The 24,267-nt window shown below is 49.9% G+C and carries 7 protein-coding genes; 2 read left to right on the forward strand and 5 right to left on the reverse strand.

The annotated features are described in order from the left end of the window. Positions 1–130 precede the first annotated feature (130 nt). The 3 genes from TSUB_RS08745 to TSUB_RS08755 all read right to left on the reverse strand — a co-directional run bounded on the left by TSUB_RS08745 (position 131) and on the right by TSUB_RS08755 (position 19,623). On the reverse strand, positions 131–17,638 hold the full coding sequence (locus TSUB_RS08745; protein ID WP_159064845.1) for an Ig-like domain-containing protein: 17,508 nt from the start codon (positions 17,636–17,638) through the stop codon (positions 131–133). Positions 17,639–17,701: 63 nt separating this feature from the next. Further along, positions 17,702–18,421, reverse strand: coding sequence for a phage tail protein (locus TSUB_RS08750; RefSeq protein WP_087018430.1), 720 nt, complete (start codon positions 18,419–18,421; stop codon positions 17,702–17,704). Between the two features lie 482 nt (positions 18,422–18,903). After that, entirely contained in the window at positions 18,904–19,623 is a 720-nt protein-coding gene (locus TSUB_RS08755) for a phage tail protein (RefSeq protein ID WP_087018432.1), read from the reverse strand. A gap of 489 nt (positions 19,624–20,112) precedes the next feature. Here TSUB_RS08755 and TSUB_RS08760 point away from each other — a divergent pair, with 489 nt between their 5' ends. Then, a complete protein-coding gene (locus TSUB_RS08760) occupies positions 20,113–21,666 on the forward strand; it encodes a trypsin-like serine protease (RefSeq protein ID WP_087018435.1) in 1,554 nt (517 codons plus the stop codon). Between the two features lie 62 nt (positions 21,667–21,728). Here the strand turns inward: TSUB_RS08760 and TSUB_RS08765 are convergent, their stop codons facing one another. Together TSUB_RS08765 and TSUB_RS08770 are read right to left on the reverse strand one after the other, a co-directional pair. Further along, positions 21,729–22,217 (reverse strand): hypothetical protein, encoded by a 489-nt coding sequence (locus TSUB_RS08765; protein ID WP_221274511.1) that lies wholly within the window; start codon positions 22,215–22,217, stop codon positions 21,729–21,731. A 290-nt stretch (positions 22,218–22,507) separates the two neighbouring features. Further along, complete coding sequence (locus tag TSUB_RS08770; RefSeq protein ID WP_221274512.1) at positions 22,508–23,116, reverse strand: TetR/AcrR family transcriptional regulator; 609 nt, start codon at positions 23,114–23,116, stop codon at positions 22,508–22,510. Between the two features lie 107 nt (positions 23,117–23,223). On the opposite strand from TSUB_RS08770, the gene TSUB_RS08775 reads away from it, so the two are divergent. Further along, positions 23,224–24,267 (forward strand): SDR family oxidoreductase, encoded by a 1,044-nt coding sequence (locus TSUB_RS08775; protein WP_087018439.1) that lies wholly within the window; start codon positions 23,224–23,226, stop codon positions 24,265–24,267.

Here is a 24,267-nt window from a genome sequence, read left to right on the forward strand (position 1 = left end):
CATCAAAGAGCAAGACCGATACGCTCATGATGCTATCCTCTCGCATCGTTAATAAGCTAGGGGATACAAAAAGGCGTATCGGTCATTCGCTAGCGCAGCACACCGTCAGGTCAGCCAGTCGTCAGTGGGTTCAATCTGCCCACGTATACTTCAGACTCAAAATCGCACTATCAACATCATTATGCTCAATAAAGTAGCGTGAAACTTGCACGCCTAACTGCCACTCTTCATTAATGGTGTAGTCAATCCCTAACCCTAAATACGGGTCCACACCTTTATAGCGTGTCGATAAGTGCGTGCCTTGATAATCACTGTCAATGTCTGCCTCCCAGCGTATCGCCCCCAAGGTCAACGCCCCAGACCAGCCATGGTAACGTAACAAGGTATAGCCAACATCGAGTCCGACGCCACTCACTAATAAGGGTGAAACCTCGGACACGCGCTGATGGTATACCTCTGGCGATGCCGTTGCTTGGCGCAATGTTGCACTGCCCTCTCCCATATCGATATAGCGAAGTGTCAATCCTAAATCGGGTTTAAACTGGTAACCAACACCGAACGACAACAGCGTGCCTGTGTTATCTGAGGTATAGCTCGTTGCCAGTGAAGAGGTTTCTCGCCCATTCGCTTCACTCACACCCACTTCCCCCTCCACAAACCAAGCGGCTTGACTCTGCGTACTCAACACAGCGCACAGTAAGAAGAGTAACCGCCATTGAGTTCCTTGCCGTGGCGCTCTTGCGGCGGCCAACATACTGAGCAGTAACAATCCGAAAATGCCGACACTACTGCCTCCCGAGTTGTTGGCCACTTCCACTTCATACACACGTTCGACAGTGACGCGAACTTGCGCACTATCCTCTAGACCAAACGTATCGCGTATCACATAGGTCACCAGATCTTCTCCATCAAATCCAAGTGTAGGGGTGTAAGTTAAGCTCTGATCACTGTTAATCACTACGGTGCCGCTTTGTGCTACAGCCGAAACCACACTGATGCGGTCGCCATCAGGATCAGAGTCATTGATTAACACCTGAATCGTAATCGCCTGACGGTCATCGGTTTCAGCGCGATCATCGATGGCCCGCGGTGCAGCACTGTTTACCACGGTGACGCCGACTTGGGCTGTCCCCGTACCACCATTGCCATCAGTAACGCTATAGATAATGGTGTCGTCTCCAAAGAACTGACTGGCAGCCTCGTAGAAAAGTTTATTGTCGACGATCGACACCGAACCAATGTTGGTTGAAGCAGAACTCAAGGTTAAGGCGTCTCCATCTGTATCGACATCATTGCTCAACACATCGATGGTGACGCTGCTATTACGACTTACCGACGCGGTATCATCATTGGCCGTTGGTAGCGTATTGGTTGTCGCACGCGCGGCCACACCGCCGGGGTCAACAACAGTGCCATTCGCCATGCCATCATCATCGTTGGGGCCACCATCTTCAACGGTGAGCTGCACACACCAATGTCCTTCCGTCAACCCAGACACCCAACGATCATCTCCTGGTGGTGGACAATAACCCGACTCCCCAAGCGAAGATGCCACGCTGTTGTTTTCATCCTCAACAAAATCGACCCAGCCTAACTCAGTGCGGAACTTGCGATAAACGGCATTTGCGGGCACAGGGAGACGCTGAGGCATTACCAACTGATAGCTTTGGCCTGCTTGTGGTAAGCCAGTGGCAACGAAATCGAAAATACCACCGATGTTATCGGCGTTTTCATCCTCTTCAATCTCAACTTCAAGCAGTTCACTCCCGCCCGTTTGGTTATTAAGTACCGTGATGCCTTTACGCAAGCAGACACCCGGTTGACCTTCTATGAGGAAACGACTGCTATCAACAACGCGCTGAGGAATAACGTTACATTCAGAGATCGCATCAAGGTAATCTGGGATGCCATCTTCATCGTCGTCACCATGCCCTTCTTGGTCATCGGGAATCGAGTCGCCGTCACTGTCGTCGTCAGACAACTCTGGCAATGACTCTACCACTTCCAGATACACGATTTTCATCACTGACAACGGCGGCTCACCGTTATCTGTCACCAGCACACTTAATGGATAGATGCCAACATCAAGGTCATCGACATCAAGAGACAGCTGCATCGCTGTGGTTTGCCCTTCGAGTAAGGTACTCAAGCTATCGTTACTTGAAGTCCATTCAACCGCGTGACTATCTTGGCGATTAGCATCAGTGATCGTCAGCGCGACGGTGACTTCTTCATCCTCTTGCTCTAATCGGGTTCGCACTTCGCCCTCTTGCTCGATGCTCACCGTCGCTTGAGGCGCGACATTTTCTTCATAGATGCTTAACGTAAAGGTGTTTTTACTGCCTAGGTTCAACCCGCGGTCAAGCTCAATGACCAAGGTTTCCATACCTTCTGAAACTGTATCCTCATACAACTCGAACTCAATCTGAGCTTGCATCCCGGACGCAATCACCACCTCACCCGCTTGCAACGAATGATCACTGTCATCGACCGTGCCAGAAATGCTGTAAGGCACAACCACGGGATAGATCGGTGATGGACCGTTGAGGATCACTGACACGCTATGCATGGTACCTTCTGTCGACTGCGCGTCTTTCGACAAACTGATCAGCGGGAACACATTCACGGTTTGCGAATCTTGCGCCACATTGCCTTGCGAGTCTTCGGTACTCCAATAAACCGTATTAACCCCTGGTCTAAAGTTGGCACGATTGTCGACCAACTTGACGGGGAGCGCATTACCTAGGCTATCAAACGCCACTGCGGTACCCAGTTCAACCCGTGTAAACAAGCCTGTGGCAAGCACGTCGATGTCAGCTGGCGCGGTGATGGTAGGCGCATCTAAGGCCGCGCTTCGAATCGTAATCGTCGCAGTGGCAGTGGCTTGCCCTTGGTTGCCATCTTCAATACCGTATTGCACGGTATAGGTGCCGACTTGCGCCGCAACAAACTGAACCTGATCGTCGAGAATACTGGCATTTTCACTCGAAGTTACCCACTCTAACGCCAATGAGTCCTCATCGATATCGCTGTCGTTTGCCAGCACATCAAGCAGGTAGGTGTTGTTGCTTGTTTGTACGAACTCGTAGGTGTCATCCAACGCCACAGGCGCATCGTTCACATTCACCACGGTAATGGCAAAAGCAGCCAACGACGCAGAGTCAACCCCATCAGAGACGGCGATTGTCATCAATAGACTTGTTCCCACATCCTCATTTTCTGGTGTACCGCTCAGTCCTCCCGTTGCACTATCAAAGCTCAGCCAAGCGGGTTTATTGGCGATACTAAATGTCAGTATGCTGCTATCCACATCCTCAGCAGAAGGTGTGAAGCTGTAGTGCTCGCCTTGGTTGACTTGCAAGATCGGGATACCGCTAATCGTCGGCGCATCGTTCACATTGGACACGCTGATGGTGAATGCGGCAAGCGATGCACTCAGTTCGCCATCAGACACACTAATGATCAGGTCACTATATTGCCCGACATCCTCATTGGTTGGCGTGCCTGACAAACGACCAGTAGACGAATCAAAGATTGCCCAGTTTGGTACGCGATTAATGGAGAATGACAAGCGACTACTATCGACATCACTCGCTGTCGGTGTGAAGACATAGAGACTGTCTTCCTCCACCGTTGTTGCGGGTGTCCCCCCTATCACAGGCGCATCATTGACATTGCTCACACGAATGGTAAACGCGGACAACGCATCACTTTCGCTACCGTCAGAGACAGAAATCACGATACCACTATAGTCCCCCACATCACTATTGCTCGGTGTCCCACTCAAGGTGCCAGTCGCCGTATCAAAACGGGCCCAGCTCGGTGCATTAGTCACGGAGTAAGTGTGATTGTCCTCGGTATCGCTATCCGTGAAGGATGGCGTGAAGGTATAGAGGGTGTCTTCTGTCACTTCTGTGACTGGCGTGCCCGCAATGATTGGCGCATCGTTCACTGCACTCAGTGTAATGCTCACCGTGGCAGTTTCAGAGTCTAACTCCCCGTCATTGGCGACATAAGTAAAGCTATCTTGGCCAAAGAAATTAGTCTCACCTTGGTATCGCACATTCGCGCCATCTAGCGTCAACTGGCCTTGCTCGGGCAGATCAACAATACGGTAACTGAGTGTATCGCCTTCCGTATCTTCGCCTAACAGGGCAAGGCTCAACGGCTCATCTTCATTACCTTGCGCGTCCACATCAGCTGCCGTTGGCGCATCATTGACAGCCGTGACGGCCACACTGACCGCCGCTGGCACTGACTCCACTTGGCCGTCATTGACAGTAAACTGGAACACATCATCGCCAAAGTAATCACTGTTTGGCGTATAACGCCATTGATTGGCTGACAACTGAGCTAGTTCACCTTGGCTTGCGGTTTGCGAAATGGCAAAGGTGAGCGCATCGTCTTCAACATCTGATCCCGTCAACGTGATATCGAGGCGACCATCTTCTGCTACGATCACTGCCTGCGCGATGGCCTGAGGGGCATCATTCACTGGCGTCACTGTCATAACAACAGTGGCCACATTTGACACTGCACCAGCGCTATCAGCCACGGTATAGGTGAAACTATCTTCACCAAAGTAGTCCGCATTCGGCGTGTAGATAATCGTGCCACTGTCAGTGAGGCGGGTTTGACCCTGTGTTGGCGGTGTCACTACAGTGACCGAGGCTGTATCAAGGCGATCGCCGCTATCTACATCGGTATCATTACCCAATACATTGACTTCAAACTCCCCTTCTTCCTGCAACTCGGCAGCATTATCAACCGCGACAGGTGCATCATTCACCGCCGCAATGGTGACACTGACGGTTGCCGCATTCGATACCGCTTGTCCACTGTCTGTCAGGGTATACGTAAAGCTAAACTGCCCATTGATGTCTTGCGTTGGCAAGATATTCAAGCTGCCATCCTGACCGACTGTCACCACCGCAAAAGCGTAAACACCTTTACCACTACCTTGGTCTTCAAGGGTGATATTGCTTCCGGCAAACGCCAAATCTTCAATGTCGCTATCGTTACTTAACACCGCAAGTGTCGTGGCAACATCTTCATTGAACGAAACGGCATCATTGGCCGCGATTGGGGCATCATTGACCGCACCAACGTTAACGTTCACTGTAGCAATGTTCGACACCTTCCCTTCACTATCGGCAATCGTATAGGTAAAGCTGTCGGCACCAAATGTATTGTCGTCAGGGGTGTAGACAAACGTGCCCGCTTGTTGATCAATCACCACCGCACCGCGGGTAGGATTTGTCGTTAATACCAACTCGCCTGTTGGCATAGTATCTTCGACATCGGTTGCAGCACTGCGCACATCCAAGGGATCACTTTCCGCATCTTCATTGGTATTGATGACTAGCGCTGCAGCGACAGGCGCATCATTCACAGCATGGATAGTCACCGTCGCCGTCGCCACATTTGATTCTAATAACGTGGCATCTTTGACGGTGTAAGTGAAGGTATCTGTACCGACAGCGTTTAAGTTAGGTTGATAAGTCACCACACCGTTCGCAATCGTCGCGCTACCTTTCGTGGGTGCCGTTTGGATGAGAGCAGATGACGCCACCATATCCTGATTAATGTCGGTATCATTCGCCAGCAAATCAAACTTAACCAGCGCTTCCTCATCCGTCGTGAACATGTCATCCACTGCGACAGGCGCAGCATCATAACGTTTTTCAACCTCAGCAAGCACCGCATCAGCGACATTACCCGCGTTATCCGTCACCACCACCGCAAGTGTTAAGGTGCCCTCGTTGAGCGTGCTCACATCAAGAGCTGTCACTTGCTGATCGCTCGCAATCAATGTGGTCGGCGTATGACTTACAACAAGGTTTTCACCATCACGGATTTCATAGGTAAAGCTAGCGCCAACTTCCGCATTGGCAAAAGTAAAGCTGCTGCTCTCTTCATTGCTCGCATTGATCAACGACTGATCGAACACGACACTGTGGCCCGAAGGTATGATGGTATCGATAGCCAACGTCAGTTGCTGTGCTGCATTGTTTTCATTGCCCGCGGCATCAGTAAATTTCGCGGCAAGCACATCTATCGTTGCTGACGCTTCACGCTCTTCTGATGGTGTAAAGGTGGCCGTATAGCGATTATCCACTTGACTGAGCGCGCTCAACTCTCCCCCAACGATATCGATGTCTGTCAGCACGAAGTCAGCGGATGACTCACTCAATTCAAAACTTACCTCAGCCGTCTCGCCCGCTTTAAGGGCTGATTTATCACTACCCATCGTCACCGTTGGCGCTAAGGTATCTACCGCAATTGTTAGCGCGGTCGCCGCTGTATTACCATTGCCCGCAGCATCATTAAACGCATTCGCCGCCACATTAAACGTGGCATCAGTTTCACTATTTTCCGTTGGAGTAAACCGCGAGGTAAATGTCTGGTTGTCGGTCGTTGTTAGCGCGCTTAACTCACCACCGATGACATCGACATCAGCTAAAACAAAGTTGCTATCTGCTTCAGAAATCGTGAAGGTAACTATTGCAGTTTCAGACACTTTCAGGCTCGCTACATCGGCGGTGATACTCAAACTTGGTGCCATACTGTCAACGGGCTGGGTGTGAGTCGAGGCGGCACTGTTGCCATTGCCTGCCATGTCTTGGACAACGTTATCAGACACATTAACCACGAGACTGGACGTACTATTGGCGTCTGGGCTAACGACCAAGGTGTAACGGCTTTCACCATCGCTACCTATTGCAAAACTGCCATTCGGTGTACCGCCATCCACATCCACATCGGCAACCGTAAACCCTGTTACGGCTTCACTGAAGGAGAATGTATACGTCACATCTCCAACGGCAGTCGATGACTGATCATTGGCGATAGATACCGTTGGCGATGTGGTATCGATAATGATCGCTTTGTTACTCGATAAGGAGTCAAGGCTGCTTAATACAGGCAATGCCAAGGACGCGACATTTCCAGAGACATCAGTCAATGTACCGCCATTAAGTGTCAGTGCCTCTGTCGACACATAACCAAGATCATCACTGTTATCACCATTCTGCACAATATAATTGAAGGTCAATGTCTCAGTACCAGAGCCACTGATAAATTCGGCGGTGCTATCGACATCACCTGTTTCAAGCGCAAGTATTAGTGACCCTGTCACTGAGATAACTTCATTGAAGGTAATATCAATCGCTATGACCTCTCCCGCTTTGTAACTCCCGTCAGCGGTGGATGAAGAGACCATAGTGACCATTGGCGCAATACCATCGATAACAATGGCCTTGTTGGCGCTTAATGAACCGACAGCACCGGGTTCCAACAGCGTTAGTGACGCATCATTTCCGGCTGCATCCGTCAGTGTTCCGCCATTCAACGACAACGCAGTGCGGCTCAAGTAAGCAAGATCACGGCTTACATCACCGGCTTGAACGCTATAACTAAACGTCAATGTCGCGGTGCCAGAGCCACGACTGTAGGTTGCCGAACGGTCGATTTCACCCGTCTCCAGTGCCAAACTTGGCGCACCTGTGACTGAGACTGGCTCATCAAAGTTCACCGTTATGGCGATAACATCACCCGTGTTGTAATTGCCATCGGCAACAGTCGATGAAACGCCCGTGACAGAAGGTGCAGTTCTATCAACGGTGAACGCATTGATCGCCAACGCATCACTCACATTTCCAGCATTATCCGTCACGGTGATCGCACAGTTATCGTAACTACCCTCAGCGATCACTGAGCTGTTATCTGTTTGCGTGAGTAGCACCGTTACGTTCCCTGCGTTCGCAATCTGCGTTGAGCTCGACGTACCGCAGTTCCCCGCCATCACGAAAGATCCCACTTCATCAGTACTAAAGGTATAGCTCGGCGCATTGGCTGCAGTTGGCGAATTAACCTCGGTCACCAAAGAAAGCGTGGGTGCTAAGGTATCGATCACAATCGCTTTATTGGCTGCCATTGAATTGGCTTCACCCGGTGAGGCTAACGTCAGTGTCGCCGCATTTCCTGCGGCATCCTTAATCGTGCCGCCATTGAGTGCCAACGCTGCGGTCGACACATAATCGAGATCCTGACTGCTATCGCCTGCTTGGACTGTATAGCTAAAGGTCATGGTCGTGGTATTGCTGCCTGCGCTGTAAGTCGCAAGACGATCGGTGCTCCCCGTTTCCAGCGTCATCGTCGGTAGGCCAGTGACAAGCACAGCTTCATCAAAATTCACCGTTACCCCGATAACTTCGCCCGCCTTGTAGTCGCCATCATTCGCAGTAGACGATACCGACGTCACTGTCGGTCCTGTTGTATCCACCGTAAAGCTGGCAAAGCTCAAGGAGGCGCTAACGTTACCTGCCAAATCGGTTAACGTTACGCCACAGTCACCATAAGTCCCATCCACTAACGGCGATACATTATCGGTTTGCGTTAATGTGACTGTCTGCTCGCCAACACTTGTCACAGCAGCATTCGTCGATGTGCCACAACTGCCTGATATCGCGAGCGTTCCGGCCTCGCTACTGCTGAAGACATAATTTGGGGTATTGTCATTGGTGGGCGTTGCTACTGCGGTAACATCCGTTAATACAGGTGCAATGGTATCGACAGTAAATGCTGCAATACTCAAGGCAGCACTCACGTTACCTACCGCATCAGTAACGGTAACCGTACAATCACTATAGGTGCCATCTGCTAGCGCTGAGCTATTGTCACCTTGTGTCAGGGTAACAGTTTGATGACCTGACGCGCCTATCACTGAGTGCGTTGATGACCCACAACTCCCACCTAGCGCGAATGTACCCGCCTCATCAGAACTAAACACAAAGTTTGGCATATTATCTGAAGTTGGTGTGTCGACGGCAGTCACGACACTTAAGGTTGGCGAATCGGTATCGACAATAATCGCCTTGTTCGCACTCAGGGAGTTCGCGTCGCCTGGTTCCGGCAGGGTAAGAATAGCGACATTGCCCGCTTCATCAGTGATGGTACCGCTATTGCGTATCAGCGAGTCAGTGGCGATATAAGCAAGATCGGCACTGTTGTCGCCCGCTTGCACCGTATAACTGAACGTCAATGTCGTCGTTGCTGATCCACTGTCGTAATCAGCCAATTGATCGACGGTGCCCGTCTCTAAACCGATCTGCGGTGTACCGCTCACCACCACTGACTCTGTGAAGCTGACCATCACAGGAATAACATCGCCAGCCACATAGGTGCCATCATTACTGCTCGACGTTACTTCTGTGATTGTCGGCGCAGCAGTATCCACAACAAAGGTCGCAATGCTTAATGCTTCACTCGCGTTGCCCGCAGCATCGGTGAGCGTAACGGTACAATCACTGTATGCGCCATCCGTCAAGGCTGTACTATTGTCCGCTTGCGTCAATGTCACCGTCTGGTCACCGATCACACTGATTGACGTGCTAGTTGTGGTGCCACAGCGTCCCCCAACCGCAAGTGTCCCCATTTCACTGGTATTGAATACATAATTAGGACTGCTATCGCTGGTTGGCGAGCCAACGGCACTGACCACGCTAAGCGTTGGCGCCATCGTATCGACAACGATAGCTTTGTTCGCGCTCAGTGAATCCGTTGCGCTTGGTGACGGTAAAGTCAACGTTGCTACATTGCCGGCCAAGTCAGTGACAGTACCACTGTTTAGCGTAAACGAATTCGACGCGACATAGCTGAGATCATCACTATTGTCGCCAGCTTGTACTGTGTAGTTAAAAGTGAGAGTCGACGTACCAGAGCCACTGACATAATCAATGATCCGATCCGTGTCACCCGTTTCTAGGATTAATTGCGGTGTGCCGGTGATGTTAACCACTTCATCCATATCGATGGTCACCACAATCACGTCACCCGCTTTATAGGCGCCATCGGCGGTTGTTGATGAAACCGCAGTCACCCTCGGCTCGGTTGTATCAACGGTGAATGTCGCAATATTGAGCGATGCACTGCTATTACCCGCCGCATCCGTGACTGCCAAAGTACAATCACTATAACGACCATCGACTAAAGCCGTCGTGTTGTCGGTCTGCGTTAGGGTAAGCGTTTGATTTCCTGTACTTGTGATGGCTGTAGACGTTAAGGTGCCGCAACTGCCACTCAAAACAACAGTACCTATCTCGTCGGTACTAAACTGGAAATCTGGCGTATTGTCCGTTGAAGGCGAAGTGACCGCTGTAACAACAGCCAGAGACGGCGCTTGCGTATCAATCACCAACGCTTTATTTGCGCCAAGTGAGTTGGCCGTATTCGGTGCAGCAAGTGTTAAGCTGGCTGCGTTGCCCGCAGCATCGGTAATCGAGCCGCCATTCAGTGACAGAGCGGTGGTCGCGGCATAATCGAGATCGCTACTTTCATCACCCGTTTGCACCGTATAATTAAACACCAGCACTGCCGAGCCCGTACCACTGCTGTACGCAACCTGTTGATCTGTGGTTCCCGTCTCCAATGTCAACAGAGGGCTACCAGATACGTTGACAGACTCGTTAAAAGTGACCGTCACCGCAATAATGTCACCTGCTTTGTAGGCGCCATCTGCCGTTGTCGATGATACCGACGTCACGGAAGGCGTTGACGTATCAACAGTAAATGAAGCAATACTCAATGCTGAACTGACATTCCCAGCGCTATCCGTCACTGTCAAGCTACAGTCGCTGTAGGTGCCGTCGTTAAGTGAAGTGCTGTTATCTGACTGGGTCAAGGTGACGGTATGGTTGCCCGTGGTACTGATGGTTGAACTTGTTGACGTACCGCAACTGCCTCCTACCGCGAGAGTACCCGTTTCATCGACATTGAATACGTAGGCTGGCGTATTATCGGATGTTGGCGTGCCAACAACCGTGACTGCACTGAGCATGGGGGCAGTCGTATCAACAACAAGGGCTTTATTGGCTGACAACGAGCCACTACTGCCCGGCGACGGTAGCGCCAAGGTGGCTGCATTGCCAGCATTATCAACAAGGGTACCACTGTTTAATTGCAGCGCATTCGTGGCGGTATAGGCCAAGTCATCACTGTTATCACCCGCTTGAATCACATAGCTAAATATCAATGTCGACGAGCCTGAGCCACTCGTATAGTTGATGGTGCGATCAGATGTGCCTGTTTCCAATGTCAGTTGAGGGGTACCCGTGACGACCACTGTCTCATTAAACGTGACGGTCACGCTAATGCTCTCCCCTGCGCCATAGGTGCCATTCGCCGTGGCGGACGTTACATTACTCACCGTAGGCGCCGCAGTATCAACAGTAAATCCTGCAATCGCCAACGCGCTGCTCGCATTACCCGCCGCATCCGTCACGGTGACAGTACAATCGCTATAAGTACCATCGACCAGTGCCGTACTGTTGTCATTTTGCGTTAGGGTGACGGACTGATTCCCAGTACTGGTTATGATACTTGTTGATGTACCGCAACTCCCCCCTATCGATAAACTTCCCACCTCATCAGTGCTAAACACATAAGTCGGGGTATTGTCAGCATTAGGAGTGACAACCGCTGTTACCCCATTCAATGTCGGTGCCGTTGTATCAATCACAATCGCTTTATTCGCGGCTAATGAGTGAGTCGCGCCCGGTGTCGCTAAGGTCAAAAATGCTGCATTTCCCGCATCATCGACTATCGCTCCACCATTCAGCGTGAGTGCATTCGTCGCGGTATAGTCAAGATCGCTGCTCGTATCCCCAGCCTGTACGGTGTAACTAAACACCAAGGTTGCGGTCCCTGAGCCGCTGGCATAATCCACAATTCGATCTGTCGAACCTGTCTCTACGGTTAACTGCGGCGTGCCTGTGACTGTCACTGACTCATTCATGGTCACTGTGATCACCACCATATCTCCCGCCTTGTAGCTACCATCACTGGTTGATGAAGAAACAGTGGTCACCGCTGGACCCGAAGTATCAATATCAAAGGCGGCAACGTTTAACGCTGTGCTCGCATTTCCTGCAGCATCGGTCAGCGTCACAGTACAGTCGTTATAGGTGCCATCGGTTAACGCCGAGCTATTATCCGTTTGCGTTAAAGTAACAAGCTGACTCCCTGCACTACTTACTGTTGTCGAGGTCGACGAACCACAGCTTCCACCGAAGGTTAAGGTACCTGGTTCGTCCGTGGAGAACATGTAATTTGGCGTGCTGTCTGCGCTCGGCGTGCTCACTGCACCAAGCACAAACAGGGTTGGCGCTGTAGTATCAATCACGATCGATTTGTTGGCGGAAAGTGAATTTGATGCACTTGGCGCTGGCAAAGTTAACGTCGCGCCATTCCCAGCGCTATCTGCAATACTTCCTCCATTTAACAACAATGCACTTGTCGACACGTAACCAAGATCGCTGCTCGTATCACCATCCTGTACGGTGTAGTTGAATGTCAGCACAGTTGAACCTGAGCCACTGCTATAGGCAACGCTTCTATCTGTCGCCCCCGTTTCTAAGGTAACTTGCGGTGTGCCTGTCACTGTTACGCTTTCATTGAAGGTGACGGTTATAGCGATAACATCCCCTGCTTTATAAGCACCACCAGAGGATGTCGACGAGACAGAGCTGACGGTTGGGCCAGCAGTATCGACGGTAAATGCGGCAATACTGAGTGCTGAGCTCGCATTACCTGCGCTGTCAGTGACCGTCAATGTACAATCACTGTAGTTACCATCGGCTAAGTCACTGCTGTTATCGGTTTGCGTGAGTGTAATGGTGTGATTACCACTGCGACTTAACGTCGTACTGGTTGATGTTCCACAACGCCCGCTCAAGGCGATTGCACCCGCTTCACTGGTCGAGAACACATAATCCGGTGAACTATCCTGTGTTGGCGTCGACACCAAAGTGACAGCACTCAACGTCGGCGCGGTGGTATCAATGACAATCGCTTTGTTTGCTGCCAGTGAGTTTGCTGCACCGGGATTCGCCAAGGTCAGTGCTGCTGAGTTACCCGCATCATCAGCTATTGAGCCACCATTCAAGGAAAGCGACGACGCTGACACATAATCAAGATCGCTTGCGGAGTCACCCGCTTGCACGGTGTAATTAAACGTCAAGGTTGCAGATCCAGAACCACTGCTGTAGTCGACGAGACGATCAGTCGAACCCGTTTCTAGTGTCAGTTGTGGCGTGCCCGTTACAACGACAGACTCATTAAAGGTGACAGTAATTGCGACGACATCCCCTGCTTTATAAGATGCATCCGCGGTTGTCGATGACACAGAAGCCACCGCTGGCCCCGCTGTGTCGATGGTAAAGGCTGTGATATTCAACGCTGCGCTCACATTGCCTGCGGTGTCTGTCACCGACACAGTACAATCGCTATAACTGCCATCAGACATTGCGCTGCTGTTATCCGTTTGAGTCAGTGTGATAGTTTGATTACCCGACGCACTAATCGCTGTCGTTGTCGATGAACCACAACTCCCACCGAGCGCCATTGTGCCCGTTTCATTACTGCTAAAGACATAGCTTGGCGTGCTGTTCGATGTTGGTGAGGCAACGGCGGTCACTTCCGCTAAACTCGGGGCCGTTGTATCAATCACAATGGCTTTATTCGCGCCCAGAGAGTTAGCGGCACCGGGAGAAGCCAGTGTTAGCGTCGCAGCATTCCCTGCCGAGTCAACAATGGAACCACTATTGAGAGATAAAGCGGCGGTCGAGGCATAATCCAGATCACTACTGGTATCGCCAGCTTGCACGATATAATTGAATATCAACGTGGCTGAACCTGTACCACTGGCATAATTGACAGTTTGATCTGTGGTGCCTGTTTCGAGCGTCAACTGCGGTGTACCCGTTACGTTGACGGACTCACTGAAACTCACTGAGATGGCAAGGGTATCCCCTGCTTTATAAACGCCATCTGCCGTTGCCGACGTAACCTGCGTCACCGTAGGCAACGTACCATCAATCACCAAGGCTTTATTCGCCGCTAACGATCCACTTGCCCCAGGACTCGCCAAGGTTAAGCTAGCATTATTGCCCGCAGCATCTTGAATCGTGCCACTGTTAAGCACCAACGCACTCGTTGATGTGTAGTCCAGATCACTACTCTGATCCTCCGCTTGTATGGTGTAGTTGAAAGTTAGCGTCGCAGAGCCTGATCCCGAACCATAACTAATGGAGCGATCAGTTGCGCCTGTTTCCAAGATGAGTAGAGGGGTGCCAGAAACCGTCACTGATTCACTAAAGGTGATGGTGACAGCGATAACATCGCCAACTTTATAGGTGCCATCACTTGTTGATGCTGACACAGAAGAGACGGATGGCGCACTGCTGTCCACCGTGAACGACGCAATGCTTAACGCTGAACTCGCATTCCCCGACGCATCCGTTACCGTCACGGTACAGTCTGAATAACTCCCGTCACTCAACGCGGTACTGTTATCGGTTTGGGTTAAGGTAATGGTTTGGTTACCGGTACTGCTAATCGTTGTACTGGTTGAGGTGCCACAACTACCGCCAACAGCGAGCGTGCCTGTTTCATTGGTCGAGAAGACATAATTTGGTGTTGAATCATTGGTTGGCGTTGATACCACTGTCACCGCACTTAGGGTCGGCGCACTGCTGTCCACCGTAAACGACGCGATACTTAACGGCGAACTCCCATTCCCTGACGCATCCGTTACCGTCACAGTACAGTCTGAATAAGTCCCGTCACTCAACGCGGTACTGTTATCGGTTTGGGTTAAGGTAATGGTTTGATTTCCGGTACTGCTTATCGTCGTACTGGTTGAAGTTCCGCAACTGCCGCCAAGCGATAGCGTGCCTGTTTCATTGGTTGAGAAGACATAGTTTGGCGTTGAATCATTGGTCGGCGTCGATACCACTGTCACCGCACTTAGACTCGGCGCACTGCTATCGACCGTGAACGACGCAATGCTTAATGGTGAACTCGCGTTCCCCGATGCATCTGTCACCGTCACGGTACAGTCTGAATAACTCCCGTCACTCAACGCGGTACTGTTGTCCGTTTGAGTTAAGGTAATGGTTTGATTACCGGTACTGCTGATCGTCGTACTGGTTGATGTGCCACAACTGCCGCCAACAGCGAGCGTACCTGTTTCATTGGTCGAGAAGACATAGTTTGGTGTTGAATCATTGGTTGGCGTTGATACCACTGTCACCGCACTTAGGGTCGGCGCACTACTGTCCACCGTAAACGACGCAATGCTTAATGGTGAACTCGCGTTCCCTGACGCATCCGTTACCGTTACCGTACAGTCTGAATAACTCCCGTCACTCAACGCGGTACTGTTGTCGGTTTGGGTTAAGGTAATGGTTTGATTACCAGTACTGCTGATCGTTGTGCTGGCTGACGTGCCGCAACTGCCGCCAAGCGATAGCGTCCCCGTTTCATTGGTCGAGAACACATAATTTGGCGTACTGTCGTTGGTTGGTGTTGATACCACTGTCACCGCACTTAGGCTCGGCGCACTGCTGTCCACCGTGAACGACGCGATGCTTAAGGGCGAACTCGCATTCCCCGATGCATCCGTTACCGTCACGGTACAGTCTGAATAAGTCCCGTCACTCAACGCGGTACTGTTATCGGTTTGAGTTAAGGTAATAGTTTGATTACCGGTACTACTGATCGTCGTACTGGTTGATGTGCCACAACTGCCGCCAACAGCGAGCGTACCTGTTTCATTGGTCGAGAAGACATAGTTTGGTGTTGAATCATTGGTAGGCGTTGATACCACTGTCACTGCACTTAAGGTCGGCGCACTGCTATCGACCGTGAACGACGCGATACTTAACGGCGAACTCGCGTTCCCCGTCGCATCCGTTACCGTCACGGTACAGTCTGAATAGCTACCGTCACTCAACGCGGTACTGTTGTCCGTTTGGGTTAATGTAATGGTTTGATTACCTGTACTACTGATCGTCGTACTGGTTGAGGTGCCACAACTGCCGCCAAGCGATAGCGTCCCCGTTTCATTGGTCGAGAAGACATAGTTTGGCGTGCTATCGTTAGTTGGTGTTGATACCACTGTCACCGCACTTAAGGTCGGCGCACTGCTATCGACCGTAAACGACGCAATGCTTAACGGCGAACTCGCGTTCCCCGTCGCATCCGTTACCGTCACGGTACAGTCTGAATAACTCCCGTCACTCAACGCGGTACTGTTATCTGTCTGGGTTAAGGTAATGGTTTGATTACCAGTACTGCTGATCGTCGTACTGGTTGAGGTGCCGCAACTGCCGCCAAGCGATAGCGTCCCTGTTTCATTGGTCGAAAAGACATAGTTTGGTGTGCCATCGTTGGTCGGCGTTGATACCACTGTCACTGCACTTAAGGTCGGCGCACTGCTATCGACCGTGAACGACGCGATACTTAACGGCGAACTCGCGTTCCCCGTCGCATCCGTTACCGTCACGGTACAGTCTGAATAGCTACCGTCACTCAACGCGGTACTGTTGTCCGTTTGGGTTAAGGTAATGGTTTGATTACCGGTACTACTGATCGTCGTACTGGTTGAAGTGCCGCAACTGCCACCAAGCGATAGCGTCCCAGCTTCATCGGTTGAAAATGTGTAATTTGGCGTACTGTCATTTGTCGGAGAGGGTACGGGCGTAACGGCACTCAGAGTGGGCGGAGTACTATCGGAAGGCGCTGCGGTAGCCGCAATTAAGTTATCGTACATTATTGTAGGATCAGAACTAGGATAAGAGGCCGTCACCGTAAAACTCGACACATTGGTCCAGTTCAGTGTCACAACGGTTGTTCTGAAAGAACTGTTTAATGTCATCTCACTATCAAAGATAGTCACGTCACTGTTGCTACTGCCCGAAGTGGTGTCACTGAAGGTGTACTGTCTGGGGCCAAGATCTGTGCCTGCTGCTCCGTCCCCGAAGGCAAGACTAGTGATATCAACTGAGGAATCAAAAGAAAACGTTTGCAACGCATTATCTACGTGCTGAACTGCAACCCCTGCACTGCCAACAATATTATTGTTTGAATCCGCCCCTGTCATGTCAAAGGGTTGGCTGCCCCACCAGCCGCCCGGCGCGTTGATGGTGTAGCTAATTGAATCAACACTACTCGTGAGAACATTTCCCGAGTTTGACGCACTATCAAAAGTATCGGTCGCCAGCACATAGGCATAGCTAGCAAGTTGTATCGGTTCTGGGCGATCCACACCGAGGTTAAATTCGAGATCCCAGTCGCCACCGAGAGATGCCGCCCCTGTTTTGTTACTTGACGCCGCCAAGTTTACACCAAGCGCATGTGCGAGTTCGGTTGTAAACTGCTCACCGAACTCACCATTCGCCACATCACACCCATAGAGATAGAGATCTGCCCCCTCAGCAAATGAACGACGTATTTCTCTCATAAAGCGCGCTTTTTCTCGCACGGTTTGACTATCAATCACGCCATTGCCAAGCAACAACGCGCCTTGCTGGCCATGTGAAAAAAGATGTAAAGACTGGATATTTGAATGGGCCGAAAGTGCTTTATGAAGTTGACTTATTCCGTCACTTTGCTGATCAACCAGAATGATCTCAGCGTCATCTTCCAACTGCTCAACAAGCTGCGGCCAATCAGTTAGCCCTGTATCGATAACAATCACAGAGTCACGGGTCGATAATTCACTGCCCATTACCGCTGTCGACAGGAAAGTCACCACAACGAGTAATGAAACGATTAGCTTGCGAGAAAAACTTATCATAAAGCGCAATCCTTGTAGCCCAATATCCATTGCAGCCCTATCCAAGGGCTGCATTATCACGTGTTAATCACGAGGGGGATAAATCCCATCTAACGCAATGCAGTGCGTTAAACCAAGTGCAGGATCTTGGAGCGAGAAAGATTCGCCTTCGCCAGTATCTGCCACAACGACAGTAATCGCCCCGGGGGTATAGCTACCTCCTGCCTCCAGTTCCACCTGGCTCCCAGTACCAGGCCCATAAATCTTGGCGTCATCGTTAACTGCAAAAGCACTCTTCGCCGCAGTGTGAAGCGCATTATTGGTACTGCTAGGTGTTGGACTGCTACCGTTGTTGTCATAAGCCGAAACGAAAAAGCTCGATGTCCCTGCGGCTTGGATGGCAGTTGCAGTATGGCTATGGGCAGGTAATTCATTGACAGTTAGTGTCTTGGAAGGCGACCCAATTTGCCCTGCAAGTACGACCGGAGACAGTCCCGGCCCGGTCCCCACGCCAACGGCGCTGCGACCTCGTAAATCAGGTAGCAAAAAGGTGTTCACGCAATCCCCTCCAAACCGACAACCTATGAGTGAAAAAAGCGCGGGATACTGATTAACTGACATTGTCTGGCCATTTGTCTCAGCATAATCACGAGGGCAAAAGTTCGCTGCAGTCACACAGATAGACCCTGTGTAAGCATCTGGCGAACAGGTGGCATTACTTTGCTGTGGCACTGCAACGGCCAGTAACACACCCGTAGCAAACAGCGGCATTTTGAACTTATCGAATTGCGTACGCTTGGTCATAACACTTTCCTCGATCGTTTTTAGGCAAATCCCGTTTCACGTTGTTATTTAATGCAAGCCGCACTCAACTGCTGTTCTTCTGGCTATCGCTAGCTCCAACAGCGACAATCGCACTTGTCATCACCACCACAAATAACAAACATAATGCATATAAACATAGTGCATATATTACAAGACTCTACGGAATCAGCCACTGAATGCCCAATAAGTTGACCAAGGTCATTTTTCGTCCACAAGATGCAATGAAAAAACAAACAGGTAGTAGATGGGCTGATGTGGGGTGAACCTGAGGGCGTAAGTCGGATGACGAGTGAAAGGATTGGAAAGTAATCTGCTGAATGGCAACGTATCGAAAACAGGCGTTCGATTTGTTTTCTAGTGGAGTTAGGCGCAAAAACGCACACAGTGTTGCTTTTACACCAATGTCAGCATCTTGCAGCTCAATCACCCGCAGCCCTATCCAAGGGCTGCCTTATCAGGTTTTAAGTTCGAGGTGGGTAGAGTCCGGTTATCGCAATACAGTGCGTTAATCCGAGTGCAGGATCTTGAAGCGAAAAGGCACTGTTACCCCCAGTGTTACCCACAACAACAGTGGTCAGCCCGGGTGTATAACTGCCTCCTGCCTGCAACTCCACGAGATTCCCAGTACCAGGGCCATAGATCTTGGCATCATCGTTAACCGCAAAAACACTCTTTGCCGCAGTGTGAAGTGCATTATTGGTACTGCTAGGTGTTGGACTGCTACCGTTACTATCAAATGCTGAAACGAAAAAACTTGTCGTCCCTGCCGCTTGGGTGGCAGTTGCAGTGTGGCTATGGGCAGGTAATTCATCAACAGTAAGTATCTTGTCAGGTGTCCCTATTTTCCCAGCAAGCGCGACGGGCGGCAGTCCTAGACCAGTGCCTGTACCAACGGCACTGCGGCCACGTAAGTCAGGTAGCGCAAAAGTACTCCGGCAATCCCCCCCAAACTGACAACCTAGGAGAGAATACAGGGCAGTATTATCAGCGATACTCATTAACTGGCCATATGCCATCGCATAATTGCGAGGACAATAAGTCGCCGCAGTCGCACAGATAGACCCGATGTAAGCATCTGGCGAACAGGCGGCATTGCTTTGTTGTGGCACAGCAGCGGCCAAAAGCACACCCGCAGCAAACATCGGCATTTTGAACTTATCGAATTGCGTACGCTTGGTCATAACACTTTCCTCGATCGTTTTTGGTCAAATCCCGTTTCACGTTGTTATTTAATGCAAGCCGCACTCAACTTCTGCTCTTCTCGCTTTCGCTAGCTTCGACAACGACAACCGTACTTATCATCACCAACGCAAATAACAAATTTCATGCATATAAACATAGTGCATACATTACAAGACTCTACTGAATCAGTCAGTGAATGCCCATTAAGTTGACCAGTGTCATTAAAAATCATAACGCAGATGCGCTGGCACGGTTAGAGAATGCATATTTAAGCATCTGAATTACATGTAAATGACATGAGCGTCGCCGAACTGTTCTGGACTCAATATTTCAAAAATATTACAACCCAATGCTGACTTGAATTTTTCAACGAAGTCAGTGTCACACTTTTCGTTTTGTCATTGACACATAATTTGCATCGCAAAGAATATCTGCTTGTTTCCTCTCTGGCACACATAACGTGACCAACAAACCAAGAGGATTCAAAAGTGGATAAATTATTTAAAATCGCCACGGTCGGCACCGCGCTATTGACGAGCTTTTCTTATGCAGAACTTCATACTGCGCAGCAAAACATTGCTCCACGCATCGTTGGAGGCCAACCTGCCAATCCCGCTGATTGGACCTTCTTTACCCAGATAGTTCGTAGCAACAGTAATCGCTCGTACTGTGGCGCAAGTTATATCGGTAATGGTTATGTGTTGACAGCTGCCCACTGTGTCGACGGTGATGCGCCGTCACAGATAGCAGTCAAAATTGGCGGTAGTATCTACAACGGCAACGACGGTATTCGTGCAAACGTCAGCCAGATGTACATCCACCCTCAATACAACGCGACAACCTACCGGAATGACATTGCCCTGCTGAAGCTAAGCCAAATACCCACAGGCGCAATCGCTGTGGAGATCGCCAATATCGGCGTTAGCCAGTATGCCGCGATAGGCGATTGGCTAACTGTTGCCGGTTTAGGCCGCACCTCTGAAGGGGGCGTCTCGCCAAGTGTATTACAGGAGGTCGATGTCCCCCTCGTTTCCGATTCTGTCTGTCGCCAATCTGGGGGGAATTACGCGACGGTGGGAGATGTTTCTTTCTGTGCAGGCACAACGCAAGGCGGTATCGATTCCTGCCAAGGGGACAGTGGAGGCCCCATTGTGATCAACCAAGGTGGCACAATTACGCAACTAGGTATTGTGAGTTGGGGAATTGGGTGCGCGAGACCAGAAAAATATGGCGTCTATAGCGACATTGCGGCATTACGACCCTTTATCGATGACATCATAGGCAATCAACCACCGACGCAGAACGTGTCCGTTGGCTATACGCCGCACCAATCCCTTAGTAGTTTTCATGTTGGTGAAGTGAAATCACATACCTTCACGATTACCAACAATGGCCAACAGAGTTTTACTGTCGACCGTGCCACTGTCTCGCATAGCGGTGTTGCAACAGTGCCTGTCGTCTCTCAAAATACTTGCGCACTCACGACACTCTCTGCGCAACAGGCTTGCCAAGTCGTTGTTGAGTTCACGGCTCATTCCCCAGGCAGTGCGGAAGTTCTGCTAACGTTTGACATTGATAAGACAGCGACGCTTTATCAAGCTCGTGCTGTTGTCAACGTCACCAATTCGACTCAACCTCCCGTTGGAGATTGTGGCGCTGAATGGCAAGCATCAGCAATCTACAATAGTGGCGACAAGGTAGTATGGGCAAACCAAATATGGCAAGCACAGTGGTGGACCCAAGGGGATAACCCAAGTGAGTCAGGCCCGTGGGGAGTATGGCAAGCAACCAGTAATGCTGACTGTTCAAGCACTCAACCGCCGACAGAGCCACCAGTCACTGAACCTCCAACAACGGAACCGACACCACCAAGCGTTGCTACCCCCTACCAAGCAGGTTTTAACTATAGTGCGGGTGATATTGTTAGCCATCACGGCGCAACATATGAATGTCAGCCATGGCCCAACAGTCTTTGGTGCAGCAACAGTGCGTATGAGCCCGGCATTGGCAGTAGTTGGCAACAAGCTTGGAAACTATACTAATGAAAAAGCGCCTCACTGGGAGGCGCTTGATAACGTTTTTAACTCAATGGGGCTTTATCACATTACTCAAAGACAACAGTATAAATGGTAATATTTGCGCCACCACTATATTGACCAATTAGCTCACCATCAGCATAGAGTTCTGCAATACATCCCGAAATCTTTTTATCATCGACTGGTCGCTGTAACGAAAACTTTAAATGTAGATTCTTGTTCTCAGGCGCTACCATATCTAATAGTAAGCCACAATTACTGGTAAAACCCGCCCCACCTTGATGAACGCCAATAACATAGTCCAACTCTGTATTAGCAGGGATCACAAATGCCTGATTAGGCTCTTCAGCTTTAATCGCATGGTCGCCCCCCCAACTCTCATCTTTCTTGTTGATCTTGAAAACAACATACTCGTTGTTGAGAATGCTCTGTTTTTCGTTGAAGTTAACAACACTGACCGACAGGTTTGCGACTGGGCCAGACGTTGGCGCCGTGATTTTTTGGGCACAGGCCGTTAGCGCTAACGAAAAAAGAAGCGTGAATAGAACCTTCATCATTAAATACCAATTACATTAATCTGAGTTATGAAAGGTACTTTATTTATCAGAAGGAAATTAATTCACAAACCATAAACTCAATTTTTAACGAGTCATCTCGCATAAAAATTCTTATTACCAAGCGTCTCATTTATTTCTAAACGCAAAAAATTCGTTTTAGCCTTTGCTACAACTAAAAGATATAAATATTTATAAATTACCTTTTACATTCACAAATAACCATAAATGGATAGCATTTCAGATATTTACACGGCCAACTTCCATCCATACAAAAATATACTCAAGTTACCTCAAGATACTACTTTACTGGGCTGTTCGGCGACATCGATCCCATGCCAAACGAGTTGAAAAAGTAACCGCGTCTGCCGTGCTAGCTCATCAGTAGAAGTGATAGAAAACTTAATCCCCGTTATACCATGTAACAACAGCACGGCAATTTCATCGAGAGAGGTTGTTAAACTTGAAACATCGATTTGGCCCTGCTGTTCAGCCCGAGTCAACGTCGCAACAATTTTCGCTTGTAAGTATTCCCGCCCTTCTTGCATGCGTTCTGGCGTTAACTGTTGTGCCAACTCGATCAATTCGATGCCGCGTGCTGTTTTTAACACAGGCTCAAAAAGCGTGATTTCGTAGGCTAGCACCGCTTCCGTCAGCACCTCCAACATATTATCACTCGCGACATCCCATTTCGGTGCTGCTGCTTCGCTCGCACGCTGAAACATTTTCTCCACTAGCCCAACAAACATCTTTTCCTTGTTCGCATAGTACTGATACAGCGCAGGTCGTGACATCCCCGCCTGCTCAGCAATATCTTGCATCGATGTTTTTTTATAACCATATCGCCCAAACGCGATTAACGCAGCCTCGGCAATCCTGTCTTTTTTCGATTCTATTTGCATAGCAAACCATTCATGTAAGTGATGACTCGTATGAAAACTATCTTGACATAAATTACAAAGAATGTCAGCCTGACATTATTAACACCAAATGTCAGAATGAGGTATTTATGGAAAGCGTTAATCAACATAATCCCACAGCAACCCCTGCCACTGTGGTCGTTACAGGCATTACGGGCTTTTTAGGAAGTCATATTGCGGTTCAATTACTCAATCAAGGCTATATCGTTAAAGGCACATTACGTGGTGAGAAAAGAAAAGCTCAAATAATCAATACACTACGAGAATCCTGCGGCGAACTGGTCGCTAACCTGTCTCTCCATCAGGCAGATTTAATGGATGATCAAGGCTGGGATAGTGTCATGGAGAAGACAGATTTTGTTATTCATGCTGCTTCGCCTTTTTTGGCACATGTCCCTAAGAACGAAAACGACCTCATTGCACCAGCCGTCGATGGGACACTACGAGTGCTTAACGCGGCAAAGTCACAGAATGTAAAACGTGTGGTGCTGACATCTTCCATAGCGGCAGTTGTGCACAACAGTGACAGCGCCCCCTACAACGAATCGCATTGGACGTCTGAACACGCCAGCACTATCACGCCTTATTACAAGTCAAAAACTCGAGCTGAAAAAGCGGCATGGCAATTTGCTGAACAACATGACCTACCACTATCAGTGATTAATCCCGGCGTGATTCTTGGGCCAGTGCTCGGGAAAGATTATGGCACGTCTGCCGAGCTGATCGTTAAGCTGTTGAAAGGCGATTTTCCCGGCATGCCTCGAATAGGTTTCCCCGTATGCGATGTAAGAGATGTCGCTGCCATGCACATTCAAGCGATGACCTCTCCTCAGGCTGTTGGCGAACGTTTCATCACTGCCTCAGAGTTTATGTGGACAGGTGACATTGCCGAAGTACTTCGTAACCAATACCCCAGTTACCGTAAAAATCTGCCTACGCGGCAATTACCAAACTGGCTAGTGAAAATGGTTGCTCTATTTGATCCCGCCCTAAAAACAGTGGTCAAAGAGTTGGGATTAGAACTGCGCGTCGATAGCAACAAAGCGAAAACCATACTTGGCTACAAACCAACACCCAATCACGCCGCGATTATCGCGACGGCGGACAGCTTGCTACAGCAAAAGGTGGTTTAA

This window comes from Thaumasiovibrio subtropicus (assembly GCF_019703835.1).
Classification (GTDB): domain Bacteria; phylum Pseudomonadota; class Gammaproteobacteria; order Enterobacterales; family Vibrionaceae; genus Thaumasiovibrio; species Thaumasiovibrio subtropicus.

Bases quoted from the DNA above. Each gene is read 5' to 3' on its own strand.
- TSUB_RS08750 (WP_087018430.1), bottom strand. From the start codon at position 18,421: ATGACCAAGCGTACGCAATTCGATAAGTTCAAAATGCCGCTGTTTGCT.
- TSUB_RS08770 (WP_221274512.1), bottom strand. From the start codon at position 23,116: ATGCAAATAGAATCGAAAAAAGACAGGATTGCCGAGGCTGCGTTAATC.
- TSUB_RS08755 (WP_087018432.1), bottom strand. From the start codon at position 19,623: ATGACCAAGCGTACGCAATTCGATAAGTTCAAAATGCCGATGTTTGCT.
- TSUB_RS08745 (WP_159064845.1), bottom strand. From the start codon at position 17,638: ATGATAAGTTTTTCTCGCAAGCTAATCGTTTCATTACTCGTTGTGGTG.
- TSUB_RS08775 (WP_087018439.1), top strand. From the start codon at position 23,224: ATGGAAAGCGTTAATCAACATAATCCCACAGCAACCCCTGCCACTGTG.
- TSUB_RS08765 (WP_221274511.1), bottom strand. From the start codon at position 22,217: ATGATGAAGGTTCTATTCACGCTTCTTTTTTCGTTAGCGCTAACGGCC.